Origin of the sequence: Caldisericum exile AZM16c01 (assembly GCF_000284335.1) — a bacterium.
In the GTDB taxonomy this organism is placed as follows: domain Bacteria; phylum Caldisericota; class Caldisericia; order Caldisericales; family Caldisericaceae; genus Caldisericum; species Caldisericum exile.
The window spans coordinates 1,184,513-1,202,510 of sequence record NC_017096.1; the positions used below are offsets into that span (position 1 = coordinate 1,184,513).

At 35.2% G+C, this 17,998-nt stretch carries 23 protein-coding genes; 8 read left to right on the forward strand and 15 right to left on the reverse strand.

Annotated features, from left to right (window positions below):
* Positions 1-22 precede the first annotated feature (22 nt).
* From CSE_RS06005 to groL, 3 genes are all read left to right on the forward strand, one after another.
* Positions 23-226, forward strand: coding sequence for a DUF3783 domain-containing protein (locus CSE_RS06005; RefSeq protein WP_014453746.1), 204 nt, complete (start codon positions 23-25; stop codon positions 224-226).
* Positions 227-364: 138 nt separating this feature from the next.
* Complete coding sequence (groES, locus tag CSE_RS06010; RefSeq protein WP_014453747.1) at positions 365-655, forward strand: co-chaperone GroES; 291 nt, start codon at positions 365-367, stop codon at positions 653-655.
* Between the two features lie 12 nt (positions 656-667).
* On the forward strand, positions 668-2,281 hold the full coding sequence (gene groL, locus CSE_RS06015) for a chaperonin GroEL (protein WP_014453748.1): 1,614 nt from the start codon (positions 668-670) through the stop codon (positions 2,279-2,281).
* A gap of 188 nt (positions 2,282-2,469) precedes the next feature.
* On the opposite strand, the gene CSE_RS08515 is transcribed toward groL, so the two are convergent.
* Both CSE_RS08515 and CSE_RS08520 read right to left on the reverse strand, forming a co-directional pair.
* Entirely contained in the window at positions 2,470-2,820 is a 351-nt protein-coding gene (locus CSE_RS08515) for a DDE-type integrase/transposase/recombinase (protein ID WP_014453749.1), read from the reverse strand.
* A gap of 208 nt (positions 2,821-3,028) precedes the next feature.
* Complete coding sequence (locus CSE_RS08520) at positions 3,029-3,409, reverse strand: helix-turn-helix domain-containing protein (RefSeq protein WP_197535269.1); 381 nt, start codon at positions 3,407-3,409, stop codon at positions 3,029-3,031.
* Between the two features lie 69 nt (positions 3,410-3,478).
* Between CSE_RS08520 and CSE_RS06030 the strand changes: the two genes are divergently transcribed.
* Together CSE_RS06030 and CSE_RS06035 are read left to right on the forward strand one after the other, a co-directional pair.
* A complete protein-coding gene (locus tag CSE_RS06030) occupies positions 3,479-3,988 on the forward strand; it encodes an RNA polymerase sigma factor (RefSeq protein WP_014453751.1) in 510 nt (169 codons plus the stop codon).
* Positions 3,975-5,249, forward strand: coding sequence for a DUF5666 domain-containing protein (locus CSE_RS06035; RefSeq protein WP_014453752.1), 1,275 nt, complete (start codon positions 3,975-3,977; stop codon positions 5,247-5,249). Before CSE_RS06030 ends, CSE_RS06035 begins: the two co-directional genes overlap by 14 nt.
* A gap of 52 nt (positions 5,250-5,301) precedes the next feature.
* Here the strand turns inward: CSE_RS06035 and CSE_RS08315 are convergent, their stop codons facing one another.
* Positions 5,302-6,555: a coenzyme F420-0:L-glutamate ligase gene (locus CSE_RS08315; protein ID WP_014453753.1), complete on the reverse strand. Its 1,254-nt coding sequence runs from the start codon at positions 6,553-6,555 to the stop codon at positions 5,302-5,304.
* Positions 6,552-7,097: an HD domain-containing protein gene (locus CSE_RS06045; RefSeq protein ID WP_014453754.1), complete on the reverse strand. Its 546-nt coding sequence runs from the start codon at positions 7,095-7,097 to the stop codon at positions 6,552-6,554. Before CSE_RS06045 ends, CSE_RS08315 begins: the two co-directional genes overlap by 4 nt.
* A gap of 43 nt (positions 7,098-7,140) precedes the next feature.
* On the opposite strand from CSE_RS06045, the gene CSE_RS06050 reads away from it, so the two are divergent.
* Entirely contained in the window at positions 7,141-7,854 is a 714-nt protein-coding gene (locus tag CSE_RS06050; protein WP_014453755.1) for an RsmE family RNA methyltransferase, read from the forward strand.
* On the opposite strand, the gene gltX is transcribed toward CSE_RS06050, so the two are convergent.
* Positions 7,820-9,274, reverse strand: coding sequence for a glutamate--tRNA ligase (gene gltX, locus CSE_RS06055; protein WP_014453756.1), 1,455 nt, complete (start codon positions 9,272-9,274; stop codon positions 7,820-7,822). The genes CSE_RS06050 and gltX overlap by 35 nt on opposite strands.
* Before the next feature lie 89 nt (positions 9,275-9,363).
* On the opposite strand from gltX, the gene CSE_RS06060 reads away from it, so the two are divergent.
* Positions 9,364-9,735, forward strand: a complete 372-nt coding sequence (locus CSE_RS06060) for a zinc-ribbon domain-containing protein (RefSeq protein ID WP_014453757.1) — start codon at positions 9,364-9,366, stop codon at positions 9,733-9,735.
* The gene (locus CSE_RS06065) at positions 9,707-10,414 is read left to right on the forward strand and encodes a creatininase family protein (protein ID WP_014453758.1); all 708 of its coding nucleotides are present in this window, start codon (positions 9,707-9,709) and stop codon (positions 10,412-10,414) included. Before CSE_RS06060 ends, CSE_RS06065 begins: the two co-directional genes overlap by 29 nt.
* Here the strand turns inward: CSE_RS06065 and CSE_RS06070 are convergent.
* From CSE_RS06070 to lysS, 10 genes are all read right to left on the reverse strand, one after another.
* A complete protein-coding gene (locus CSE_RS06070; protein ID WP_014453759.1) occupies positions 10,392-10,802 on the reverse strand; it encodes a secondary thiamine-phosphate synthase enzyme YjbQ in 411 nt (136 codons plus the stop codon). The two genes, CSE_RS06065 and CSE_RS06070, sit on opposite strands and share 23 nt — an antisense overlap.
* Before the next feature lie 81 nt (positions 10,803-10,883).
* Positions 10,884-11,375 carry a ferritin gene (locus CSE_RS06075; protein ID WP_014453760.1) on the reverse strand — a complete coding sequence of 164 codons (492 nt, stop codon included), beginning with the start codon at positions 11,373-11,375 and terminating at the stop codon, positions 10,884-10,886.
* Positions 11,376-11,386: 11 nt separating this feature from the next.
* Entirely contained in the window at positions 11,387-11,779 is a 393-nt protein-coding gene (locus CSE_RS06080; RefSeq protein WP_014453761.1) for a desulfoferrodoxin, read from the reverse strand.
* 12 nt (positions 11,780-11,791) lie between these two features.
* Positions 11,792-12,169 carry a class II SORL domain-containing protein gene (locus CSE_RS06085; RefSeq protein ID WP_014453762.1) on the reverse strand — a complete coding sequence of 126 codons (378 nt, stop codon included), beginning with the start codon at positions 12,167-12,169 and terminating at the stop codon, positions 11,792-11,794.
* Positions 12,170-12,222: 53 nt separating this feature from the next.
* The gene (locus tag CSE_RS06090; RefSeq protein WP_014453763.1) at positions 12,223-13,407 is read right to left on the reverse strand and encodes an FprA family A-type flavoprotein; all 1,185 of its coding nucleotides are present in this window, start codon (positions 13,405-13,407) and stop codon (positions 12,223-12,225) included.
* A gap of 44 nt (positions 13,408-13,451) precedes the next feature.
* Positions 13,452-14,027, reverse strand: a complete 576-nt coding sequence (locus tag CSE_RS06095) for a hypothetical protein (RefSeq protein WP_014453764.1) — start codon at positions 14,025-14,027, stop codon at positions 13,452-13,454.
* Positions 14,028-14,072: 45 nt separating this feature from the next.
* Positions 14,073-14,549 carry a 2-C-methyl-D-erythritol 2,4-cyclodiphosphate synthase gene (gene ispF / locus CSE_RS06100; RefSeq protein ID WP_014453765.1) on the reverse strand — a complete coding sequence of 159 codons (477 nt, stop codon included), beginning with the start codon at positions 14,547-14,549 and terminating at the stop codon, positions 14,073-14,075.
* A complete protein-coding gene (ispD, locus tag CSE_RS06105) occupies positions 14,534-15,202 on the reverse strand; it encodes a 2-C-methyl-D-erythritol 4-phosphate cytidylyltransferase (RefSeq protein ID WP_014453766.1) in 669 nt (222 codons plus the stop codon). The genes ispF and ispD overlap by 16 nt, the downstream gene beginning before the upstream one ends.
* The gene (gene radA / locus CSE_RS06110) at positions 15,202-16,527 is read right to left on the reverse strand and encodes a DNA repair protein RadA (RefSeq protein WP_014453767.1); all 1,326 of its coding nucleotides are present in this window, start codon (positions 16,525-16,527) and stop codon (positions 15,202-15,204) included. Before radA ends, ispD begins: the two co-directional genes overlap by 1 nt.
* Positions 16,508-17,998: a lysine--tRNA ligase gene (gene lysS, locus CSE_RS06115; RefSeq protein WP_014453768.1), complete on the reverse strand. Its 1,491-nt coding sequence runs from the start codon at positions 17,996-17,998 to the stop codon at positions 16,508-16,510. Before lysS ends, radA begins: the two co-directional genes overlap by 20 nt.

Below are 17,998 nucleotides of genomic sequence, written 5' to 3' on the forward strand. Positions count from 1 at the left end.
GAACTTATAATAGGAGACTTAAATGGCAAAAAAATTTCTTTTGTTAGGCAATTTTACAAATGAAGAGATTGTAAAAATCATGCAAAAAGTAAAAGAAGTCATTAATATCGAAGATGTAATTTTTGCAACACTAACTGAAACAGTAAAGGAGTGGAAAGTAAAAGATTGGCTGAAAGAATTAGAAGAGGAAGACGCATATTTTAAGAAACAAAAGAGCAATAAATAGCCATTTTTAAAAATTTTTCAACACAAAAAAGATTAATTCTCCCTCTTGACATAAATTCTAAACCCTATATAATAAATTAGCAAACTTAATACAAATTTGCTAAAAATTCACAATAAAACAAGAAGGGAGGTTGGTTGTATGGCAGAAATTATACCCATTCACGACCACATTGTAGTAAAAATCGAAGAGGAAGAAGAAAAAACAAAAACAGGCATTGTGTTGCCTGACACAGCAAAGGAAAAACCTCAAAAAGGTAAAGTTGTTGCAGTAGGTTCAGGAAGAATCCTTGACAACGGAACCAAAGTCCCCCTTGAAGTAAAAGTTGGTGACACTGTTATTTTCTCAAAGTATGCAGGCACTGAGATTAAACTTGACGATGAGAAGTATCTCATCCTTTCAGAAAAAGAAGTACTTGCAATCCTTAAATAAGGAGGTGAAACTATGGACGCAAAGCAAATAATTTTTGGAATGGATGCAAGAAAAGCAATACAGGCAGGCGTTGATAAATTAGCAAACACTGTTAAAGTAACATTAGGTCCAAAAGGAAGACACGTTGCACTTGAAAGGAAATTTGGATCACCTATTCTTTCTGACGACGGTGTTTCAATTGCAAAGGAAATTGATTTACCAGATCCAAATGAAAATATTGGCGCTCAGTTAGTAAAAGAAGTTGCATCCAAAACAGAGGATGCAGCAGGTGATGGCACCACAACAGCAACAGTCTTAGCACAGGTTCTCGTTGATGAAGGGATTAAGAATGTTACCGCTGGCGCAGATCCATTACTTCTAAAGAAAGGCATCGATAGAGCAGTTGAAGCAGTAATCGAAGAAATGAAGAAGTTCAAAAAAGATATAACCACAAAAGAAGAAATTGCACAAGTTGGAACCGTCTCTTCAAAGATTAAAGAGGTCGGAGAAGCAATCGCAGATGCAGTTGATAAAGTTGGAAGAGAGGGTGTTATTACCGTTGAAGAATCCCAAGGTATCGGTTTGGAAGTAAAGACTGTCGAAGGAATGCAGTTTGATAGAGGATATATCTCACCTTACTTTGTAACCGACACTGAAAGAATGGAGGCAGAACTTAAAGATCCATTCATCGTAATTACTGATAAAAAGGTTTCATCTATTCAAGAATTCTTGCCTCTTCTTGAAAGAATTGTCCAAACAGGAAGGCCATTCCTTCTCATCGCAGATGATGTAACAGGTGAAGCACTTGCAACATTGGTTCTTAATAAGATCAAAGGAACATTCTCATGTGTAGCAGTTAAGGCACCTGGCTTTGGCGATAGAAGAAAAGCAATGCTTGAAGATATTGCAATTCTTACAGGCGGACAGGTTATCTCTGAAGACCTCGGTATCAAATTTGAAAGTGTCACCCTTGATATGCTCGGAAGAGCAGATTCAGTAAAGGTTGATAAAGATAATACAACAATCATTGGCGGTAAGGGAGACAAAGAAAAAATCCAAGCAAGAATTAAACAAATTAAAGAAGAAATTCAGAGAACAACTTCAAGTTACGATAAGGAAAAACTTCAGGAGCGTCTTGCAAAACTCTCAGGTGGAGTTGCAATCATCAAAGTTGGCGGTGCAACTGAGACTGCAATGAAAGAAATGAAACACAGAGTTGAAGACGCAGTTGCAGCAACAAAAGCAGCGCTTGCAGAAGGTATTGTTGCAGGTGGTGGAGTTGCATTTGTTAAGGCAATTCCTGTTCTTGATAAATTAGAAGCAGAAGGCGATGAAAAGACTGGCATTATGATTGTCAAGAAGGCACTTCAAGAGCCCCTCAAACTTATTGCAGAAAATGCAGGATACAACGGAATTATCGCTCTTAACAAAGTAATGGAAACAAAAGATAACGTTGGTTTCAACGCGGAAACAGGTAAATTTGAGGATATGTTTAAGGCTGGTGTTATTGATCCATTTAAGGTAGTAAGAACAGCGCTTCAGAACGCAGCAAGCATTGCAGGACTGTTGCTTTCTACTGAGGCAATTGTAACAACTATTCCGAAAGAGGAGAAACAAGCGCCAGCACCTCAATATCCTGAATACTAATCCAGAAATTAAGTAGTTATGCCCTCCATAAAGGAGGGCTTTTATTTATTGTATGAGTTCAGTACATCGTGAACATTTACACCTAAAAAATTATACAAGCTTTTATAACACTCCTCCAGAGTTGTTAACTCTTCTATCCCCATAAGCTACCTCTCCAGAAGTTCTGTAGTCTAAAGCACAATGAGGCCTTACAAAATTGTACTGTTGTTAAGATGGTCTATAGTATAATTTATTCCTTCTATAAACCATAATTCTTCTCCTATGGTTCTTATGACTCTTTCTACATTATCATTTGTTTTTGGTTTTCTTAGATAGTTATAGTAATACCCTATGCCAAGTTCATTCAAATACTTATCAAACTCTCCCATGAATTCAGTACCATTATCTGTCTGGACTTTAGCAACACTAAACCCAAAGTATTTGATATCCTCTTTAATAAAAAGTTTTGTATTTCTTGATGTTTTATTCTCATAGACCTTTGCAAAGACAAGTCCGCTGTGTTTGTCTATAGCTGTGAATTGGTAATAAGTAACACCCACTGCTTTAGGTCTATCTGAACTACTTCTTCCGGGGCTCTATCTTTTAGACCTGTCTTTGTTCTTTTTCTGCTTTGACTTTGTTTTCTCTTTTGTTTAAGACTTTTTGTTCTCTCTATAAGGCCAAAGGCTTTCAATACCCTATATACTGTAGAGGGGATACCTTTATATCCTTTTCCTTTTCAAGATATCTCGCTATTTTCTCTTTGCTTTAAGTAGGATTTTCGTTTCTTATTCTTATTACATCTAATTCATATTGTTTCCTTACAGTAGGAGCTCTTTTTCTCAAAGGAGTTTTAGGTCTGTCCAACAAAACTTGCAAGCCGTATTTTTCATATCTTTTTAGCCATTTGTAAAATGTAGTCCTTGATATACCAAAATGTCTACAAGTTTTAGAAATATTGTTTACCTTTTTATAGTACTCTATCCAGATAAGTTTTATCTTTGCCTTTTTTGTAAGCTTTACATCATTGACATACTTTAACTTTTTAACTAAACTTAAAGGATAGAGGGCAAATAAGACAGTCTGGGTACCTATCCTTCCCTTTACGGTACCTACCTCCTTTGCTAAGTTTATAGAAAATTTTAACAAAGGTAAGTGTTCATAATGTTTGTGAACTTGTACATTTAGGTGTAACATTTTTAGAAGGTGGAGCATATTATGGATGTGGAAGATAAGTTAAAGGAAATTGTTCCAAAAGTAAAACAGGGTGATTTAGAGGCTTTTGAAATGCTTTACAATTTAACTTATAAGTATGTTTATAAAATTGCTTATGCAATAACCCTCTCAAAAGAGGATGCAGAAGATATTGTACAAAATACGTATCTTAAAATTTACGAAAAACGAAAGATGCTTGATAATGGAGACACAGTTTTAGGTTACATTAAGCGCATTACAATAAACTATGCATTAAAAAACGGTAAAAAGCAACCTTTGAAATTCATTGAAAAAGAATCAAAGAATAATTCAGATGATATAAAGGAAATAGTTGAAGATGCGTTGAAACAACTTGATGCAAAGGATAGAAGCATAGTTACTCTTTTTTACATCGATAACATGACTACAAAAGAGATTGCATTTCTATTAAATGAATCAGAGGAAAATATAAGAGTAAGATTGCATAGAGCAAGAAACAAATTAAGGGAGGTGATAGAGAATGGAAAAGTTTGAAAAAATTGTTTCAAATTACTTAGAAGACAATATACCCGATTCTGAACTAAAAGGCAAAGTTATGAATAAGATTAAAAACGCAAAAAGGATGGAACATATAAGGCATAATGTTTTTCTGGGATTAGCGATTGCAATTGCCTTTACATTCCTTCTATCTTTTGTTGTACCTGTTTTCGGAAAATCTGGAACACTTCCGCAACTTATTAAAAGTATCAAAATAGAAACGCAAGCAAAGAGTTTCGAAGGAATAATTGAAATCGATTCAAGCGTTTCTGAGAAGATTACCGAAGCAAATCTTCCATTTGCAGATGCCGTTGTAATTTCTGCACTTTCAAAGGATAAAAATATCGATATTGATAAAGTTATTGAGTTACGAAAAGAAGGTTTTGGTTGGGGTAAAATTCTTGATACCCTAAATACCACTTTAAGCGAAAAAGACCTAACGGGTGAAAGTGCGTCTTCGGGTGTAAGTAAAGCGACAAATACTACAAATAATTTAAGTGTTTCGCAAAATGAAATAGAACAGAACACAAACAAAAATCAAAATAAGAATCAGGGTAGCACAACTTCCCCTCAAAATAAGGAAAAAGAAACTGAGACCGAACGAAATGAGAACGACCTTATTATAGTTGTAAAAGGAACTATCAAAGAAGTAAGTGAAAATACTCTCACTATAGATAACACAGCGATAACTCTTAACGAAAACACAAGTGCAAAATATCTTGGAAAGGTAATAGCGTTAACTGACCTTAAAGTAGGTGATACCGTTTTGGTGCATGCAGTGAAAGATGGAGATACACTTTTTGCACGAGATATAATTCTCTACAAGGATACAAAAGGAACTGAAAAAGAAGCCTCTCAAAATAAAAACACTCAAGAACAGAGCCAGGAACAAAATCAGGAACAGAACGAATCTCAAACTACGCAAAATGAAGAGAAAAATCAACAACAAAATTCTCAAAAAGAATACGAAATAAATACAAAGATTGTAAATATTTCAAACAATATGATTACTTTGGAAGACTTCGCAAATCCCGTTTACATAGATGATTCAACCAAGATAGAACAAAACGGAAAAGGCAGGGTCGATATAAGCGCATTAGAAGAGGGACAAAAGGTTCAAATTCACATAAGATTTGACGGAACAAACTATAAGGCAACACAAATAATAATTCAAACAAGACCCGAATCTAAAGATAATTCAGAAAACTCAAAGACAAACAAACCTAACGAAAACTCAAAAAATAGTAAAAAACCATAAATATACTCATTCATATATATATTTACTTACCCCGGGCAAAGCCGGGGTAATTTTATTTCGAAAATCTTACGATAACTATTGGGGTTCCTTCGTCTTCATTCCCTGCAGGGTTATCACTTAAAACTTTTTCTAATTCCTTTTTATTAATCCCTTCCGTTGCGCCTACAACCCATGCTCTTCCAAGTTCGTTTGCATCAACTATTGCAACTTCAGAGTTAATTTCCTTCTTAATTTTCCTTACAAGTCCATTAGAATCAATAGGACCAGGGATAATGTAATAGTCATAAGGAGGAATTGCACCAGGTGGATCGTCGATCAGGGCTGATTGTTCTCCTGCAACTCTGTAAAAAACTCCATCAAGCCCAAAAACTTTTCCTATCGCACCTGCCAAGAATCCTAAAATTATTCTAATAGGACCAACTTCCTCAATTGCAACTTGCATTGCATATGGATTTGCAAGAGGAGCGGCGCCACCAAAAGGTATACTTTCTTGATTCACAAAGTGGGAGACAAACCTTGCAAGTTTGCTTACCTTAATCGAATCAACGGGGAATAATCGCCCTTCTGCTATGGCTGCAACACATGAAGATATTGTAACTATATCACCAACTTTAAGGTATGGTAATGCATATTTTTTTATTATTTCAATAAGATCATCGTCTTCCTTCACAAGAGGAGTTCTTACAGGAATTTTCTCAATAAAAGTTTCAAGTGTATTATTTTCAAAAACATAGTTACCGCCCAAGTATTTATTTGCAAACTCTTTTAGTTCTTTTTTCTTTGGATGTGTTTTTATCCCTGTTTCAATCACTTTCCTTGCTTCATCAATTTTCCCTTCCTTAAAAAGTAATTCTCCGAATCTTACAAAATCCGTTGCATAAAAGTCAGATGGTTCAATTGCATAGAATAGTTCATAAAATCTTCTTGCTTCGTCAAGCTTACCTTTGTTGTAGGTAATTGTTGTAAGTCTTTTTAAAACATATCGATATGGAGAAAGGGTGCTTCTTTCAGGCTTAGAAAATTTTGTGAATATATTTCTATATATTTCTTCTGCTCTTTCAACATCCTCAAGGGTGAAAAAGTAAAAGTCACCCAATTCAAGTTGAAGCCATAAATTATTTGGATTTTTTTCGATACCGTATTTGAGTGTCTTTCCGGCGGAACTTAAATCACCTTTCAAAACATAAAGATGACTCAAATACCTGTAAGCCCCAATTCCATCTTCGGGATGCTTCTTGAGATATGATTCTAAAATACGAATCCTCTCATCCAAGTCTAATTTTCTAATTCTATCTATAAATCTCATAACCCAAGTTCATCGCTTATTCTTTTCATTGCCGTTAGGCCAAGATCAACGAAATCTTCTAAAGACATTCCAAAATCCTTACAACTTGCAATTTGTTCTCTATTCGCACCTTCTGCAAAGCGCTTTTCCTTAAATCTCTTTAAAACGAATTCTTTGTCCACATTTGAAAGTTTTCTTCCTTTAACAAGAGCACAGGCTGTGATAAGTCCCGTTAAGGGATCTGCTGCATAAAGAGTCTTCTCCAGTAAAGTTTCACGCTCTAATTTGTGTAAGGGGTTGTGCTTTTTAACTGCAAGAACAATTTCTTCGCTAAAACCAAGCGATTTTAGATATTCGCTTCCAACAATACTATGGAGGTGTGGTTTATCCTTTGTTGTATCAAGATCTATATCATGCACAAGCCCTGCAATGCCAAATTTCTCTTCATCCTCATTAAAGCGCTTTGCAATTTCTTTCATTACCGCTTCAACTGCAAGTGAATGCTTGTAGAGATTTTGGTCAAGTTTACTTTTCACAAGTTCCACAATTTGTTTTCTTTCCATACCGAGATATTATAATATACATTGGGAGTTTTAAAAAGAAAAAATGGCCATTTACTATTTAAGAGAAAGTAAAATCAAAAGGGATTTAATCTTTGTAGAGAACGACCTTCTCCACCACCTTCGAAATGTGCTTCGTATAAAAAGAGGAGAAGTCATTAAATTTTTTGACGAAGATTTCATTTATAAGGCCGAATGCACAGAAATAGAAAAAGATTTTCTTACCTTTAGAATTATTGAAAAATCTAAAAAAACTTCACCAAAAGTGCAATTACAAATTGTCCAAAGCATAATTGATAAAAGCGAACTTGAAGATGCAATAAGGTTTCTTGTAACTACAAAAGTTTTACAAATTATACTTGTAAAAACTGAGAGAAGCACAAATTCGCTTAAAGAAGCACAACTGAAAAGACTCAAAGAAATCATCTTGAATACCTCCGAGCAAAGCGAAATTTGTTTCATACCGGAACTGCAATACTTTGAAAATCTCAATAAGGCAATTTCAATGTTTAAAGAAAACGCATTTGTGCTTCATTTTGGTTCAAATTTATCCTTAAAAGATACTGTAAAAATTGCCAATCTATCAAAACCAATAACACTTTTTGTTGGTCCTGAAGGTGGATTTAGCGAAAAAGAAATTGAAATATTCAATCAAAATGAAATCCCAAGCATTACTCTAAAAAGTGGTGTATTTCGTTCTCAATTTGCAGGTGCCATAGCAGTGCTTACTCTTCTTGAATTGACTTACTTATTAAACTAATTGCTTCTTTTAATCTCTCTTTTATTTCATCCTTTCCAAGGATAAGGAAAATCTTCCATAATTCTGGCCCATTTCGAGAGTAGAAAAGAGAAATTCTCAATGGATGGTATATCTTTTTTCCAGAAATCTGAAGCACATCCTTGAGGCTATTGAGAAACTTTTCAATATCATCTTGAGTGAATTCTACACTATCAAGGTTATTTAACACGTACTTGAGAGCCTTCAAGGCGTGAGGGTCTTGAAGTGCTTTTAAATCAGTTTCTGAAATTGAATTAAGAGTCCTTTCAAAAAATGGCTTTGAAAGAGGAACAACATCTTTTGTAAAATTCATGTTTCCACGGACTGCATCAAGAATCAAAAGAGTTCTCTCGGAGCAATCTAAAACATTATACGCATCTTTCAAATAAGGAAGTGTTTCGCTACAAAGACTTTTTAAATCTTTATCGAGTATATACTTATGATTCATCCATTTTAGTTTTTCAAAGTCAAAGATAGCAGGTGCTTTATTGACATTTGATAGGTCAAAGAGTTCAATGAGTTCTTCTTTTGTAAAGAATTCTCTATTGTCTTTGGGAGACCAACCAAGGAGAGCAAGGAAGTTAAACATTGCTTCAGGAAGAATACCCATCTCCCTAAACTGTCCTAAGGATGTTGCACCATGTCTTTTGGAGAGTTTTGTTCTATCTGGTGCAAGGATAAGGGATATATGTGCAAATGTAGGAAGAGAGAAGTTGAGTGCTTCAAAGATGAGAATCTGTTTTGGAGTATTTGAGAGGTGTTCTTCTGCTCGTATCACATGGGTTATTTTCATGAGGGCATCATCAATTACTGTTGCATAGTTATATACGGGAAGGCCATTGGATCTTCTTATTACAAAGTCTTTGAATTCGTTTGAGTTAAAGACAACATCTCCTCTTACAAGGTCATGGACTACAATTTCTTTGTTTTCTTCTACCTTGAAGACTATGGCAGGGGTGAGTCCTTTTTCTTTGAAGGATTTTCTTCTTTCTTCTGTTTCATTTTCTTTTAATTTTCTATAGGAGAAGGTTTTAAGTGTTTTTTCGTACTCTTCACGGATTGAATCTACTTCTTCGTCTGTGTAGTAGAGTTCATAAGCAAAACCATTTTGAAGGAGGATATCGATGTAGTGGTTGTATATATCAAGGCGTTCTTTTTGCCTATAGGGACCAAAATCTCCCCCTTTTAGGTATCCTTCATCCCAATCAAGGCCAAGCCATGTTATGTCCCTTATCATGCTATCAATGGCTTCTTTGGTTGAACGTTTTTCATCTGTATCATCAAGCCTTAAAATGAATGTCCCTTTATTGTGACGAGCAAATAGATAATTGAATAATGCAGTTCTTGCATTACCTATGTGTATCTCTCCTGTTGGAGAGGGTGCATAACGAACTCTTACCACGTGTACCTCCGAAAAAGAAACTAACAAATTTTATCAGAAATTTCCATATTTTAAAATGCATACTATAATGTGAAAGTAGGAGGATACAAATGAAAAAATGCCCAAAGTGCGGCTTTGAAAATGAAGATGATGCAAAAATTTGTGTAAACTGCGGATATTATTTTGACCCAGTTGAAAAGAATTTTGAGTGGGTTTTGCTTAAAACATGCGAAAATCAATTTGAAGCAGAAGTGCTATCGAATTTATTGGAAATAAATGGCATAAAAACGATGATGAAGCGCCCAGGACCTATGAGACAAGGCGGAATTGTAATTGATAATATTGGAGCAAATCCGCTTCTTGGAGCAACAGGACAGTTTAATGTATTTGTTATGAGAGTCGATTTGAAGGAAGCAAAAGAATTAATGCAAGCATTTGAATCGGGGGATAGCGATGGAGCTCATGAAGATGACAATGCATGAAGTAAAAGAGTATCTTAAAACAAATCAAACTATTATTATTCCAATCGGTGCAACAGAAGAACATTCTAACGCACTTCCCTTAGGAACCGATACACTTACAGCAGAGGCACTTGCAAGAAAGTTGGGTGAAGTAAGTTTAAGAATTGTAGGACCAACGATCAATGTAGGCAATTGCCATTCTATAACATATAGTTTTCATGGGACGATTTCAATAAGCCCAACAACACTTATAAATTACCTAAAGGACTACATAACATCGCTTCATAAACATGGCTTTAGGAATTTCTTTTTTGTAAATGGACACGGTGGAAACATTGCACCTTTGAGATGTGCTTTTGATGAACTTGCAAACACACTTACAAACTCTAAATTTTTGGTTACATCCTGGTGGCTTATGGAAGAGCTGAAAGAGTTGTACAATAACGCAGGGCATGCAGGAAGAGGAGAAGTTTCAATGATCATGTATATTGATAAGTCCCTTGTGAAAACAGCATTTCTAACAGAAGAAAAAAGAGAAATCCCCAAATATTATGTTACAAACGATTTAGCACAAAAATACATAACTGAAACAGGAATTATTAACGACAGTCAAGAAGGCTCTTATGAATTGGGAGAAAAACTTTTCAATGCTTCGGTTGAAGCAATGCTAAAACTCCTTAAGCACCTTGAGGAATCTTAGGGACAATTTCCACAAATACTTCCCGTGTTCGAGGTCCATCAAATTCAACAAAGAAAATTCCCTGCCATGTTCCTAAGACAAGTCTTCCGTCTCTAATAATGATAGCTCTCGATTGACCCATAATAGATGCCTTTATATGTGCATCTGCATTTCCTTCAAGATGAGAATAATTAGCATTTTCTGGAATGAGTTTAGATAGGTAATTAATGATATCTTTCTTTACACTTGGGTCAGCATTCTCGTTAATTGTAATCGAGGCAGTCGTATGAGGAATATAAACAACACATATACCACTTTGGACTTTTGAATTTCTTACGATTTCTTGAACCCTGGAAGTTATTTCAATCATTTCTTCTCTTTTTGAAGTGCGCACAGTAAAAATTTCCATATTTTCACCTCTTTTGTATTTTAGCACAAAATTAAAAGCCCCCTAATAAATTAGGGGGCAAAAGACAAAAAATGTTTATAACTAACCCTGTCTTTGAGCAAGTTCTCTATCAAGCATGTAGAGTGCTTGCCCGTGTTCTCCTACAAGTTCCAATTTCTTTACAATTTCAAGCGTTTGCGCTTCTTCCTCAACCTGCTCGTCTAAGAACCAATTGAGAAGATTTTGTGTGGAAAAGTCATTCTCCTCAACTGCAATCTTCATTATGTCTTCAATTGAAGAAGTGATGAATTTTTCGTGGTTATATGCTTCATTAAACGCATCAAGTGCGCCGTTCCATTCAACTTTTGGTGCAGGAATACCATTGAGAATTACTCTCCCGCCCTTCTCGTTTAAGAAACTAATGAACTTCTCTGCATGTTTGAGTTCTTCTTTGTATTGCACATAAAACCAGTGCGCAATGCCTCTCAAAAATTTACTCTCAAAGTACTGACCCATTGAAAGATACAGATACGCTGAGAAAAACTCTTTATTAATTTGCTCATTTATTGCATCTTGAAGTCTTGTGCTAATCATTTTAGCCCCCTTTAAATCCTTTTTGCCCAAAGACCATGCTTGTTGCAGTATGCCCTTACCTCAACAATATTTTCAATTGACCAACCAATATGGGCTTCTGCCTTATCTCCTGGCTTTAATGGAACTTTGACAACTTTCCCATCCTTATTAAATGCTTCAATCCACTCAATATAGTGCTCCTCTTCCATTGGGTGAGGAACAGATCCGACTTTAATGAGAGTGCCATGTTCCATTTTTTCGAGAACTGGAATATGTTTTTCTTGTCCTGCTTCAGACTCGCTAATTTTTTCTCCAATAAGCGTCATTGGTTGTCCACAGCAAACAAGAGTTCCCTGCCCTTCGTGAACGACTTCAACAATGTTTCCACAAATTTCGCACTTATAAATTTGGAATTTCTGAGTCATTAAATACCTCCCTTAAATTTTTACTACTTCACTTTCCCAAAGCCCATGAATATTACAATAAGAAAGTGCAAAAAGTTCTCCATCAGTGCCAATCTTTGCAACAAATGTTACATCTGGCTCAGTATAAACCTGTGATGTGTTTGGACCATTTGTAGATGCACCGTGAGAGTCAAATGTAAATCTCGCAAGCAAATACGGGAATTTTCCATCTGCTGGTTTAAAGTAAACCTCGATCCACTCAATGTGATGTTCAGTTGTATTAGGATGCGGAATTTCTTTACCAACAGAAACCCTAATCTTTGTCTTATCTCCTTTTTCAAGAACTTCAATAACTGGGGTGTGCTTCTCTTTTGTAAAATCTGCCGTTTGAATTAAATCTTTTAGTGCCATTTCCTACCTCCTTATTTATAATTATTTTAAATCACTTAATTATACCATAAATTTCATAAAATTCCAATAGACTTATGTGCCTCTACAATACGCATTACAATTTCATTAACTTTTTCGATATCTTCCTTTTTTGGAAGGCCCTTAAATTCAAGTTCACCAAGCATTTCTACCTTTAGGTTTCCTATGTGTTCTTTTACCCATTTAATAGTCATTCCACCCCAGCCATAAGAGGTAATGAAAGATGCAAATTTTGTTTTCGGTTTAATGGCATTCACAAAATAAGTAATGCTTGCCCCAAGTGGATGCGGCCCTGTTAAAACTGTTGGAAAGGCAAAAATAATCGTTGCAGCATCAACAAGAGAAATTGCAATTTCCCCAAGATCCGCAGAGACAAGGTTAAATGGTGTAACTTTTATTCCATTTTCAACCAATCTATTATAGAGTTCATCTACAATTACTTTTGTGCTCCCATGCATCGATGTGTAAAGAACCACAACTTCATTTTTAACGACAGGAGAAATCCAGTCAAGGTAAGCATTTATTATAAACTTAGGGTCATTCCACATAGGACCATGACTTGGAGCAATAATTTCAAAGTCAAATTTTTCAATTTTGTTTATATTACTCTTTATAAAATTCCTAAATGGCATCATTATCTCAGCGTAGTATCTTTTTGCCCCTTCGAGAACAATTTCGCTATTCTTTGCGTACAATTCAGAAGTTGCATAATGGGATCCAAAGAAATCACATGTAAAAAGTATTTTATCTTCTTGAAGATATGTACTCATCGTTTCTGGCCAGTGAACCCAAGGAGTAAAAATAAAAGTGAGGGTTTTATTACCCAAGGAAAGCTTGTCGTAGTCTTTTATTACAATAAATTTTTCATCAGGAATTCCAAGATGCTCAATCAAAAGTTCTTTACACTTTTCATTTGTAACAACTTTTGCATCTGGATACATCTCAAGAATTTTTGGGATACTACCCGAATGATCTTGTTCTGCATGTTGAGAAATTATATAATCAACTTTCAAATCCTTAAATTCCTTTAAATTGTTTATAAGACCATCTTGAAGTGCAGGATCAACAGTATCAATAAGTGCCGTATACTGTGAACCTATTATTAAGTATGAATTATAACTTGTGCCGTTTGGAAGTGGAATAATTTCATCAAATAATTTTCTATCCCAGTGATTTACGCCTACTGCATAGACGCCATCTTTAATTTTTCTAACACTCATTTTCGACCTCCTTCTTATTAATTATACCACTAAATTATTACTTTTCAAGTATTAATTTCTTGCTTCTCAATCTTTTTCATTGAAAGTTGCACTCTTATAAAGCCAATAAGAAAAGTTATAAAGCCTATTATCATTGAAATTATACTTCTAATAATTTTACCAATGTCTTTCGTAACATATGGAGTGGATTCCTTTATTATCTTACCGCTTTCGTCTATAACTGGTGGCGGATAATTTATATTGTAAAAACCACTCACAAGGTTTATAGAAGAAATAATAAAAATCGTTATACCAACATAGCAAAGAAGATAAAAGAAAATCGCCTCAAAAAAATTCATTGAGGATTCATATTGTATATCCGAAATTTTCCCAAGCCGTTTTTCTTTAACAATAAAATACCAGTGAAAAAGGAAAATTATAAGACCCAAAAAAGTCATTACGATGCCCTCATATAAATCTTTAAAATAAAAATACTTATTATACCATATTTCCGTTCCTGGGTAATAAATCGAAGTTAAAGCATTCGTAGTCTTTATGAGACCGACAATAAGAAAGATTACACCTGTAAGGCTAACGTAAAAAAGATAGATACTTCTTACAATATCAACTTTGTTTTTCATTTTTCCCTCCTTTATTTTCTATTCTACTGTATTATAAATTATCTATTAAATTTCTAAAACTACAATTGCAAGTGTCTGAACGCCCTCTTTTCTACCAACAAACCCCATGCCTTCGTTTGTTTTTCCTTTTATACTTATCCTATCTTTTTCAATTCCAAGAATTTTTGCGATTACCTCACGCATTGAATCAGTAAAAGGAGCAATTCTCGGCTCTTCAAGAATCACTACGCTATCGATGTTAATAATACTTACATGATTCTGATCAAGTTTCTCTTTTACTCTGGATAGAAGGACTGTGCTTCTTATATTCTTTAGGTTCGGGTCGTTGTCAGGAAACCACTTGCCAATATCACCCCAACTCAATGCACCTAAGATTGCATCAATAATTGCATGAATTAGAGCATCACCATCGGAATGTCCATACAGGCCTTTATCAAACGGAATCTCAACTCCTCCAAGATAGAGAGTCTTGCCTTCTACAAATCTGTGGGAATCGTAGCCAATACCTATTCTTGTTTCCATGTCCGTGAAAATATTTCTGCTAAAAATATATCAAGTGGGGTCGTTATTTTAAAATTTTCGTAAAGCCCATCCACGACTTTCACAGGAATATTTGCCCTTTCAAAAAGAATGGATTCGTCGAATATCGAGTCATCTAATATAGAATTTTTGTATAATTGAATAAGGAGATCTTTTCTGAAACCCTCGGGTGTTTGTACTTCAAAGAGTTTTGTCCTGTCAAAAGTTTTTTTGACAAAACCATTTTCTACTTCTTTTATTGTGTGCCTTACGGGAACTGCAGGTATTACACAATCAAAATTTTTGAGATTTTCTAAAATTCTTACAACAAGTTCTCTATTTATAAAAGGTCTTGCACCGTCATGCACAAGCACTCTCTCGCCTTTTGCAATCTCAACCCCATTTTTAACAGAAACTGCACGAGTTTCTCCGCCTTTAATAAGTGAAAGATTTTTATATTTATTTGCAAGGTTTTTTCCTTTTTCAAAGTTGTCATCATTAAGAACAAGAATTATCTCTTTTATTTCGTCAACTTTTAAAAAAACCCCGATTGAGAATTCTACAACAAATTTCCCGTTAATCTTTACAAAATTCTTGTCAACACCATTTGCGCGTGTAGACTTACCTGCTGCAACAATGATAGCAGAAACATCCATTAGAAAACTATCTCCTTTGCTTCTTCAACTGTAGAAACAAAAAATAAATTTATGTCATTAATTTTTAATTTCCCTTCAAAAAACTTTGGGATAACAAAGTTTTCAAAGCCGAGGCTTTTCCCTTGTTTTACCATTCTCTCAATACCAACAGTTGGGCGAACTTCTCCCGAAAGTCCCAATTCACCCAAAACAACTGATTTGTTAATCAATGGCTTCTCGTAATAGGAAGAAACTATTGATAATGCAAATGCAAGATCGTTTGTTCTATCATCTGGTTTAAATCCACCTACAACATTCACATAAATATCAAAACCACCCAATTTTATTCGTAATCTTTTCTCAATAATTGCAATCAAAAGCAAAAGTCTATTATAGTCAATGCCGCTTGCAACTCGCCTTGGGATTGGGAATATCGTAGGCGTAACAAGAGATTGCACCTCAAAGAATATGGGAAGGCTTCCCTCTAATGCCGATGTTATAACAGACCCTTCCTTCAAAACCCCACCTGAAAGAAACTCAAGCGACGGATTTTTAACTTCGATAAGCCCTTGTTCCCCCATTTCAAAAAATCCAACCTCATTTGTTGTGCCAAAACGATTTTTAACTCCCCTAAAAAGCCTTAAGATATCATTTCTCGTTCCGTCGATATAAAAAACGCCGTCAACCATGTGTTCAATAGTTTTTGGTCCTGCAATTGTTCCTTCTTTCGTTACATGTCCAATGAGAATAACGGAAACTCCGTGTTTTTTTGCAATTTCAATGAGGATTCTAGTGCACTCTTTTACTTGGTTTATGTTTCCTTGTGCACCTTCAACATCTTTAGAAAACACCGTTTGAATGGAATCAATAACAAGTAATATTGGTTTTCTTGACAATGTTAAATCTCTTATTAGGTCTATGTCTTGCTCTGTGAGAAGTTCTATGTTCTTGTTGTGGATATTTAGCCTTTCTGCACGCATCATTATCTGTTCTTTTGATTCTTCACCAGAGACATAAAGCACACGTCCAAATTTTGCAACCCTATCAAGCACTTCAAGGATAAGAGTTGATTTTCCTATACCTGGTTCTCCACCTATTAAAATTATAGAGCCCCTGACGATACCACCACCAAGGACTCTGTCAAATTCGTTAATACCTGTTTTTATACGCTCAAATTTCTCGCTCTTACCAGTTTCAAGTGTTACTATATTTACGTCCTCTTTTTCGGATTCTTCTTCCTCAACAAACGAATTCCAACTTCCACACTGAGGACATTTACCTAATTTAACTGGCGATTTATACCCACAAACAGTGCAAACATATCCACTACTCTTCTTCTTTTTCATTAACCTCTTTTTTCTTAAGTTGTGGGAAAAGAATTACTTCTCTTATTGAATCTTTGCCTGTTAAAATCATTACAAGCCTATCGATCCCTATTCCAAGCCCACCAGTTGGTGGCAAACCATACTCCATTGCCTCGATATAGTCCATATCCATTTCCTGCGCTTCAACATCACCCTTTTTCTTTGCTTCCATCTGCTCATAGAATCGCTCATATTGGTCCTGTGGATCGTTTAACTCAGAGAATGCATTTGCAAGTTCAAGACCGCCTATAAAGAGCTCAAATCTGTCAACCATATGAGGATCGTATGAAGTTCTTTTTGCAAGTGGAGATATTTCGATTGGGAATTCATAAACAAAAGTTGGCTGTATGAGATGTTCTTCAACCTTCTTATCAAAGACTTCGTTGATGAGGTTCCCAACAGTAAGTGGCTTGTCCATCTTGATATCGAGCCTATTTAAAATACTCTGTGCATTACTTAAATCTCTTAACTCTTCAAGAGTCACTCCTGCATATTCATTAAGTGCCTCTTCAAACTTTATCCTTCTGAAGGGTGGAGTAAAGTCAATTTCATGCCCTAAAAATGTCACCTTTGGTGTCCCATTTACAGAAAGTGCAACTTCGTAAAGAAGATTTTCTACAAAATTCATCACGTCTGTGTAATCTGCATAAGCCCAATAGGCTTCGAGCATGGTAAATTCAGGATTGTGCTTTGTTGAAATACCTTCGTTTCTAAAGTTCCTATTTATTTCATAAACTTTCTCAAATCCTCCAACAATCAAACGCTTTAAATAAAGTTCTGGTGCAATTCTCAAATACATCTCTTGGTCAAGTGCGTTGTAGTAAGTCTTGAATGGCCTTGCCGATGCACCACCAGCAATTGGCTGCAACATGGGTGTTTCAACTTCAATAAAACCGCTCTTATCGAAAACTTCCCTTATCTTTTGGATAATTTTGCTTCTTTTGACGAATGTTTCAAGGACGTCTCTATTTGCAATTAAATCAAGGTATCGCCTTCTATATCTAAGTTCGGTGTCCTTAAGACCATGATATTTCTCTGGAAGTACTTTTATTGCCTTTGTAAGAAGTTCGAAATCTGTTACCTCAATTGTTATTTCGCCCGTATGAGTTTTAAAAAGTTTTCCTTTAACTCCAATAAAGTCGCCTATGTCTATTGCTTTCTTAAAGAAATTATACTTTTCTTCCCCAAGGTTATCGAGCCTGAAGTATAGTTGAATATCAGATGAAAAATCTCTCAGAACTACAAAACTTGCTTTTCCATGACCTCTTATAGCCATTATTCTGCCACGTGCTTCAATAACTTTGTCTATAAGTTCATCAAAATGATCTTTAAGATATTTATTATTAAAAGACGTTATAAATCTTCGCCCATACGGATCTACGCCTGAAGCCTTTAAAATTTGGACTAATTCTGCCCTCTTTCTCTCTACTTCGTTTAGGTTTGGAAGTTCCAT

Excerpts from the sequence above, each read along its gene's own strand:
- CSE_RS08315 (WP_014453753.1), bottom strand. The coding sequence starts at position 6,555 with ATGAGATTTATAGATAGAATTAGAAAATTAGACTTGGATGAGAGGATT.
- CSE_RS06005 (WP_014453746.1), top strand. The coding sequence starts at position 23 with ATGGCAAAAAAATTTCTTTTGTTAGGCAATTTTACAAATGAAGAGATT.
- radA (WP_014453767.1), bottom strand. The coding sequence starts at position 16,527 with ATGAAAAAGAAGAAGAGTAGTGGATATGTTTGCACTGTTTGTGGGTAT.
- CSE_RS06030 (WP_014453751.1), top strand. The coding sequence starts at position 3,479 with ATGGATGTGGAAGATAAGTTAAAGGAAATTGTTCCAAAAGTAAAACAG.
- CSE_RS06080 (WP_014453761.1), bottom strand. The coding sequence starts at position 11,779 with ATGACTCAGAAATTCCAAATTTATAAGTGCGAAATTTGTGGAAACATT.
- groL (WP_014453748.1), top strand. The coding sequence starts at position 668 with ATGGACGCAAAGCAAATAATTTTTGGAATGGATGCAAGAAAAGCAATA.
- lysS (WP_014453768.1), bottom strand. The coding sequence starts at position 17,998 with ATGGAACTTCCAAACCTAAACGAAGTAGAGAGAAAGAGGGCAGAATTA.
- CSE_RS06050 (WP_014453755.1), top strand. The coding sequence starts at position 7,141 with ATGGCCATTTACTATTTAAGAGAAAGTAAAATCAAAAGGGATTTAATC.
- CSE_RS06085 (WP_014453762.1), bottom strand. The coding sequence starts at position 12,169 with ATGGCACTAAAAGATTTAATTCAAACGGCAGATTTTACAAAAGAGAAG.
- CSE_RS06035 (WP_014453752.1), top strand. The coding sequence starts at position 3,975 with ATGGAAAAGTTTGAAAAAATTGTTTCAAATTACTTAGAAGACAATATA.
- CSE_RS06070 (WP_014453759.1), bottom strand. The coding sequence starts at position 10,802 with ATGGAAATTTTTACTGTGCGCACTTCAAAAAGAGAAGAAATGATTGAA.
- CSE_RS06090 (WP_014453763.1), bottom strand. The coding sequence starts at position 13,407 with ATGAGTGTTAGAAAAATTAAAGATGGCGTCTATGCAGTAGGCGTAAAT.
- CSE_RS06095 (WP_014453764.1), bottom strand. The coding sequence starts at position 14,027 with ATGAAAAACAAAGTTGATATTGTAAGAAGTATCTATCTTTTTTACGTT.
- CSE_RS06065 (WP_014453758.1), top strand. The coding sequence starts at position 9,707 with ATGGAGCTCATGAAGATGACAATGCATGAAGTAAAAGAGTATCTTAAA.
- ispD (WP_014453766.1), bottom strand. The coding sequence starts at position 15,202 with ATGGATGTTTCTGCTATCATTGTTGCAGCAGGTAAGTCTACACGCGCA.
- CSE_RS06045 (WP_014453754.1), bottom strand. The coding sequence starts at position 7,097 with ATGGAAAGAAAACAAATTGTGGAACTTGTGAAAAGTAAACTTGACCAA.
- CSE_RS06060 (WP_014453757.1), top strand. The coding sequence starts at position 9,364 with ATGAAAAAATGCCCAAAGTGCGGCTTTGAAAATGAAGATGATGCAAAA.
- ispF (WP_014453765.1), bottom strand. The coding sequence starts at position 14,549 with ATGGAAACAAGAATAGGTATTGGCTACGATTCCCACAGATTTGTAGAA.
- groES (WP_014453747.1), top strand. The coding sequence starts at position 365 with ATGGCAGAAATTATACCCATTCACGACCACATTGTAGTAAAAATCGAA.
- CSE_RS06075 (WP_014453760.1), bottom strand. The coding sequence starts at position 11,375 with ATGATTAGCACAAGACTTCAAGATGCAATAAATGAGCAAATTAATAAA.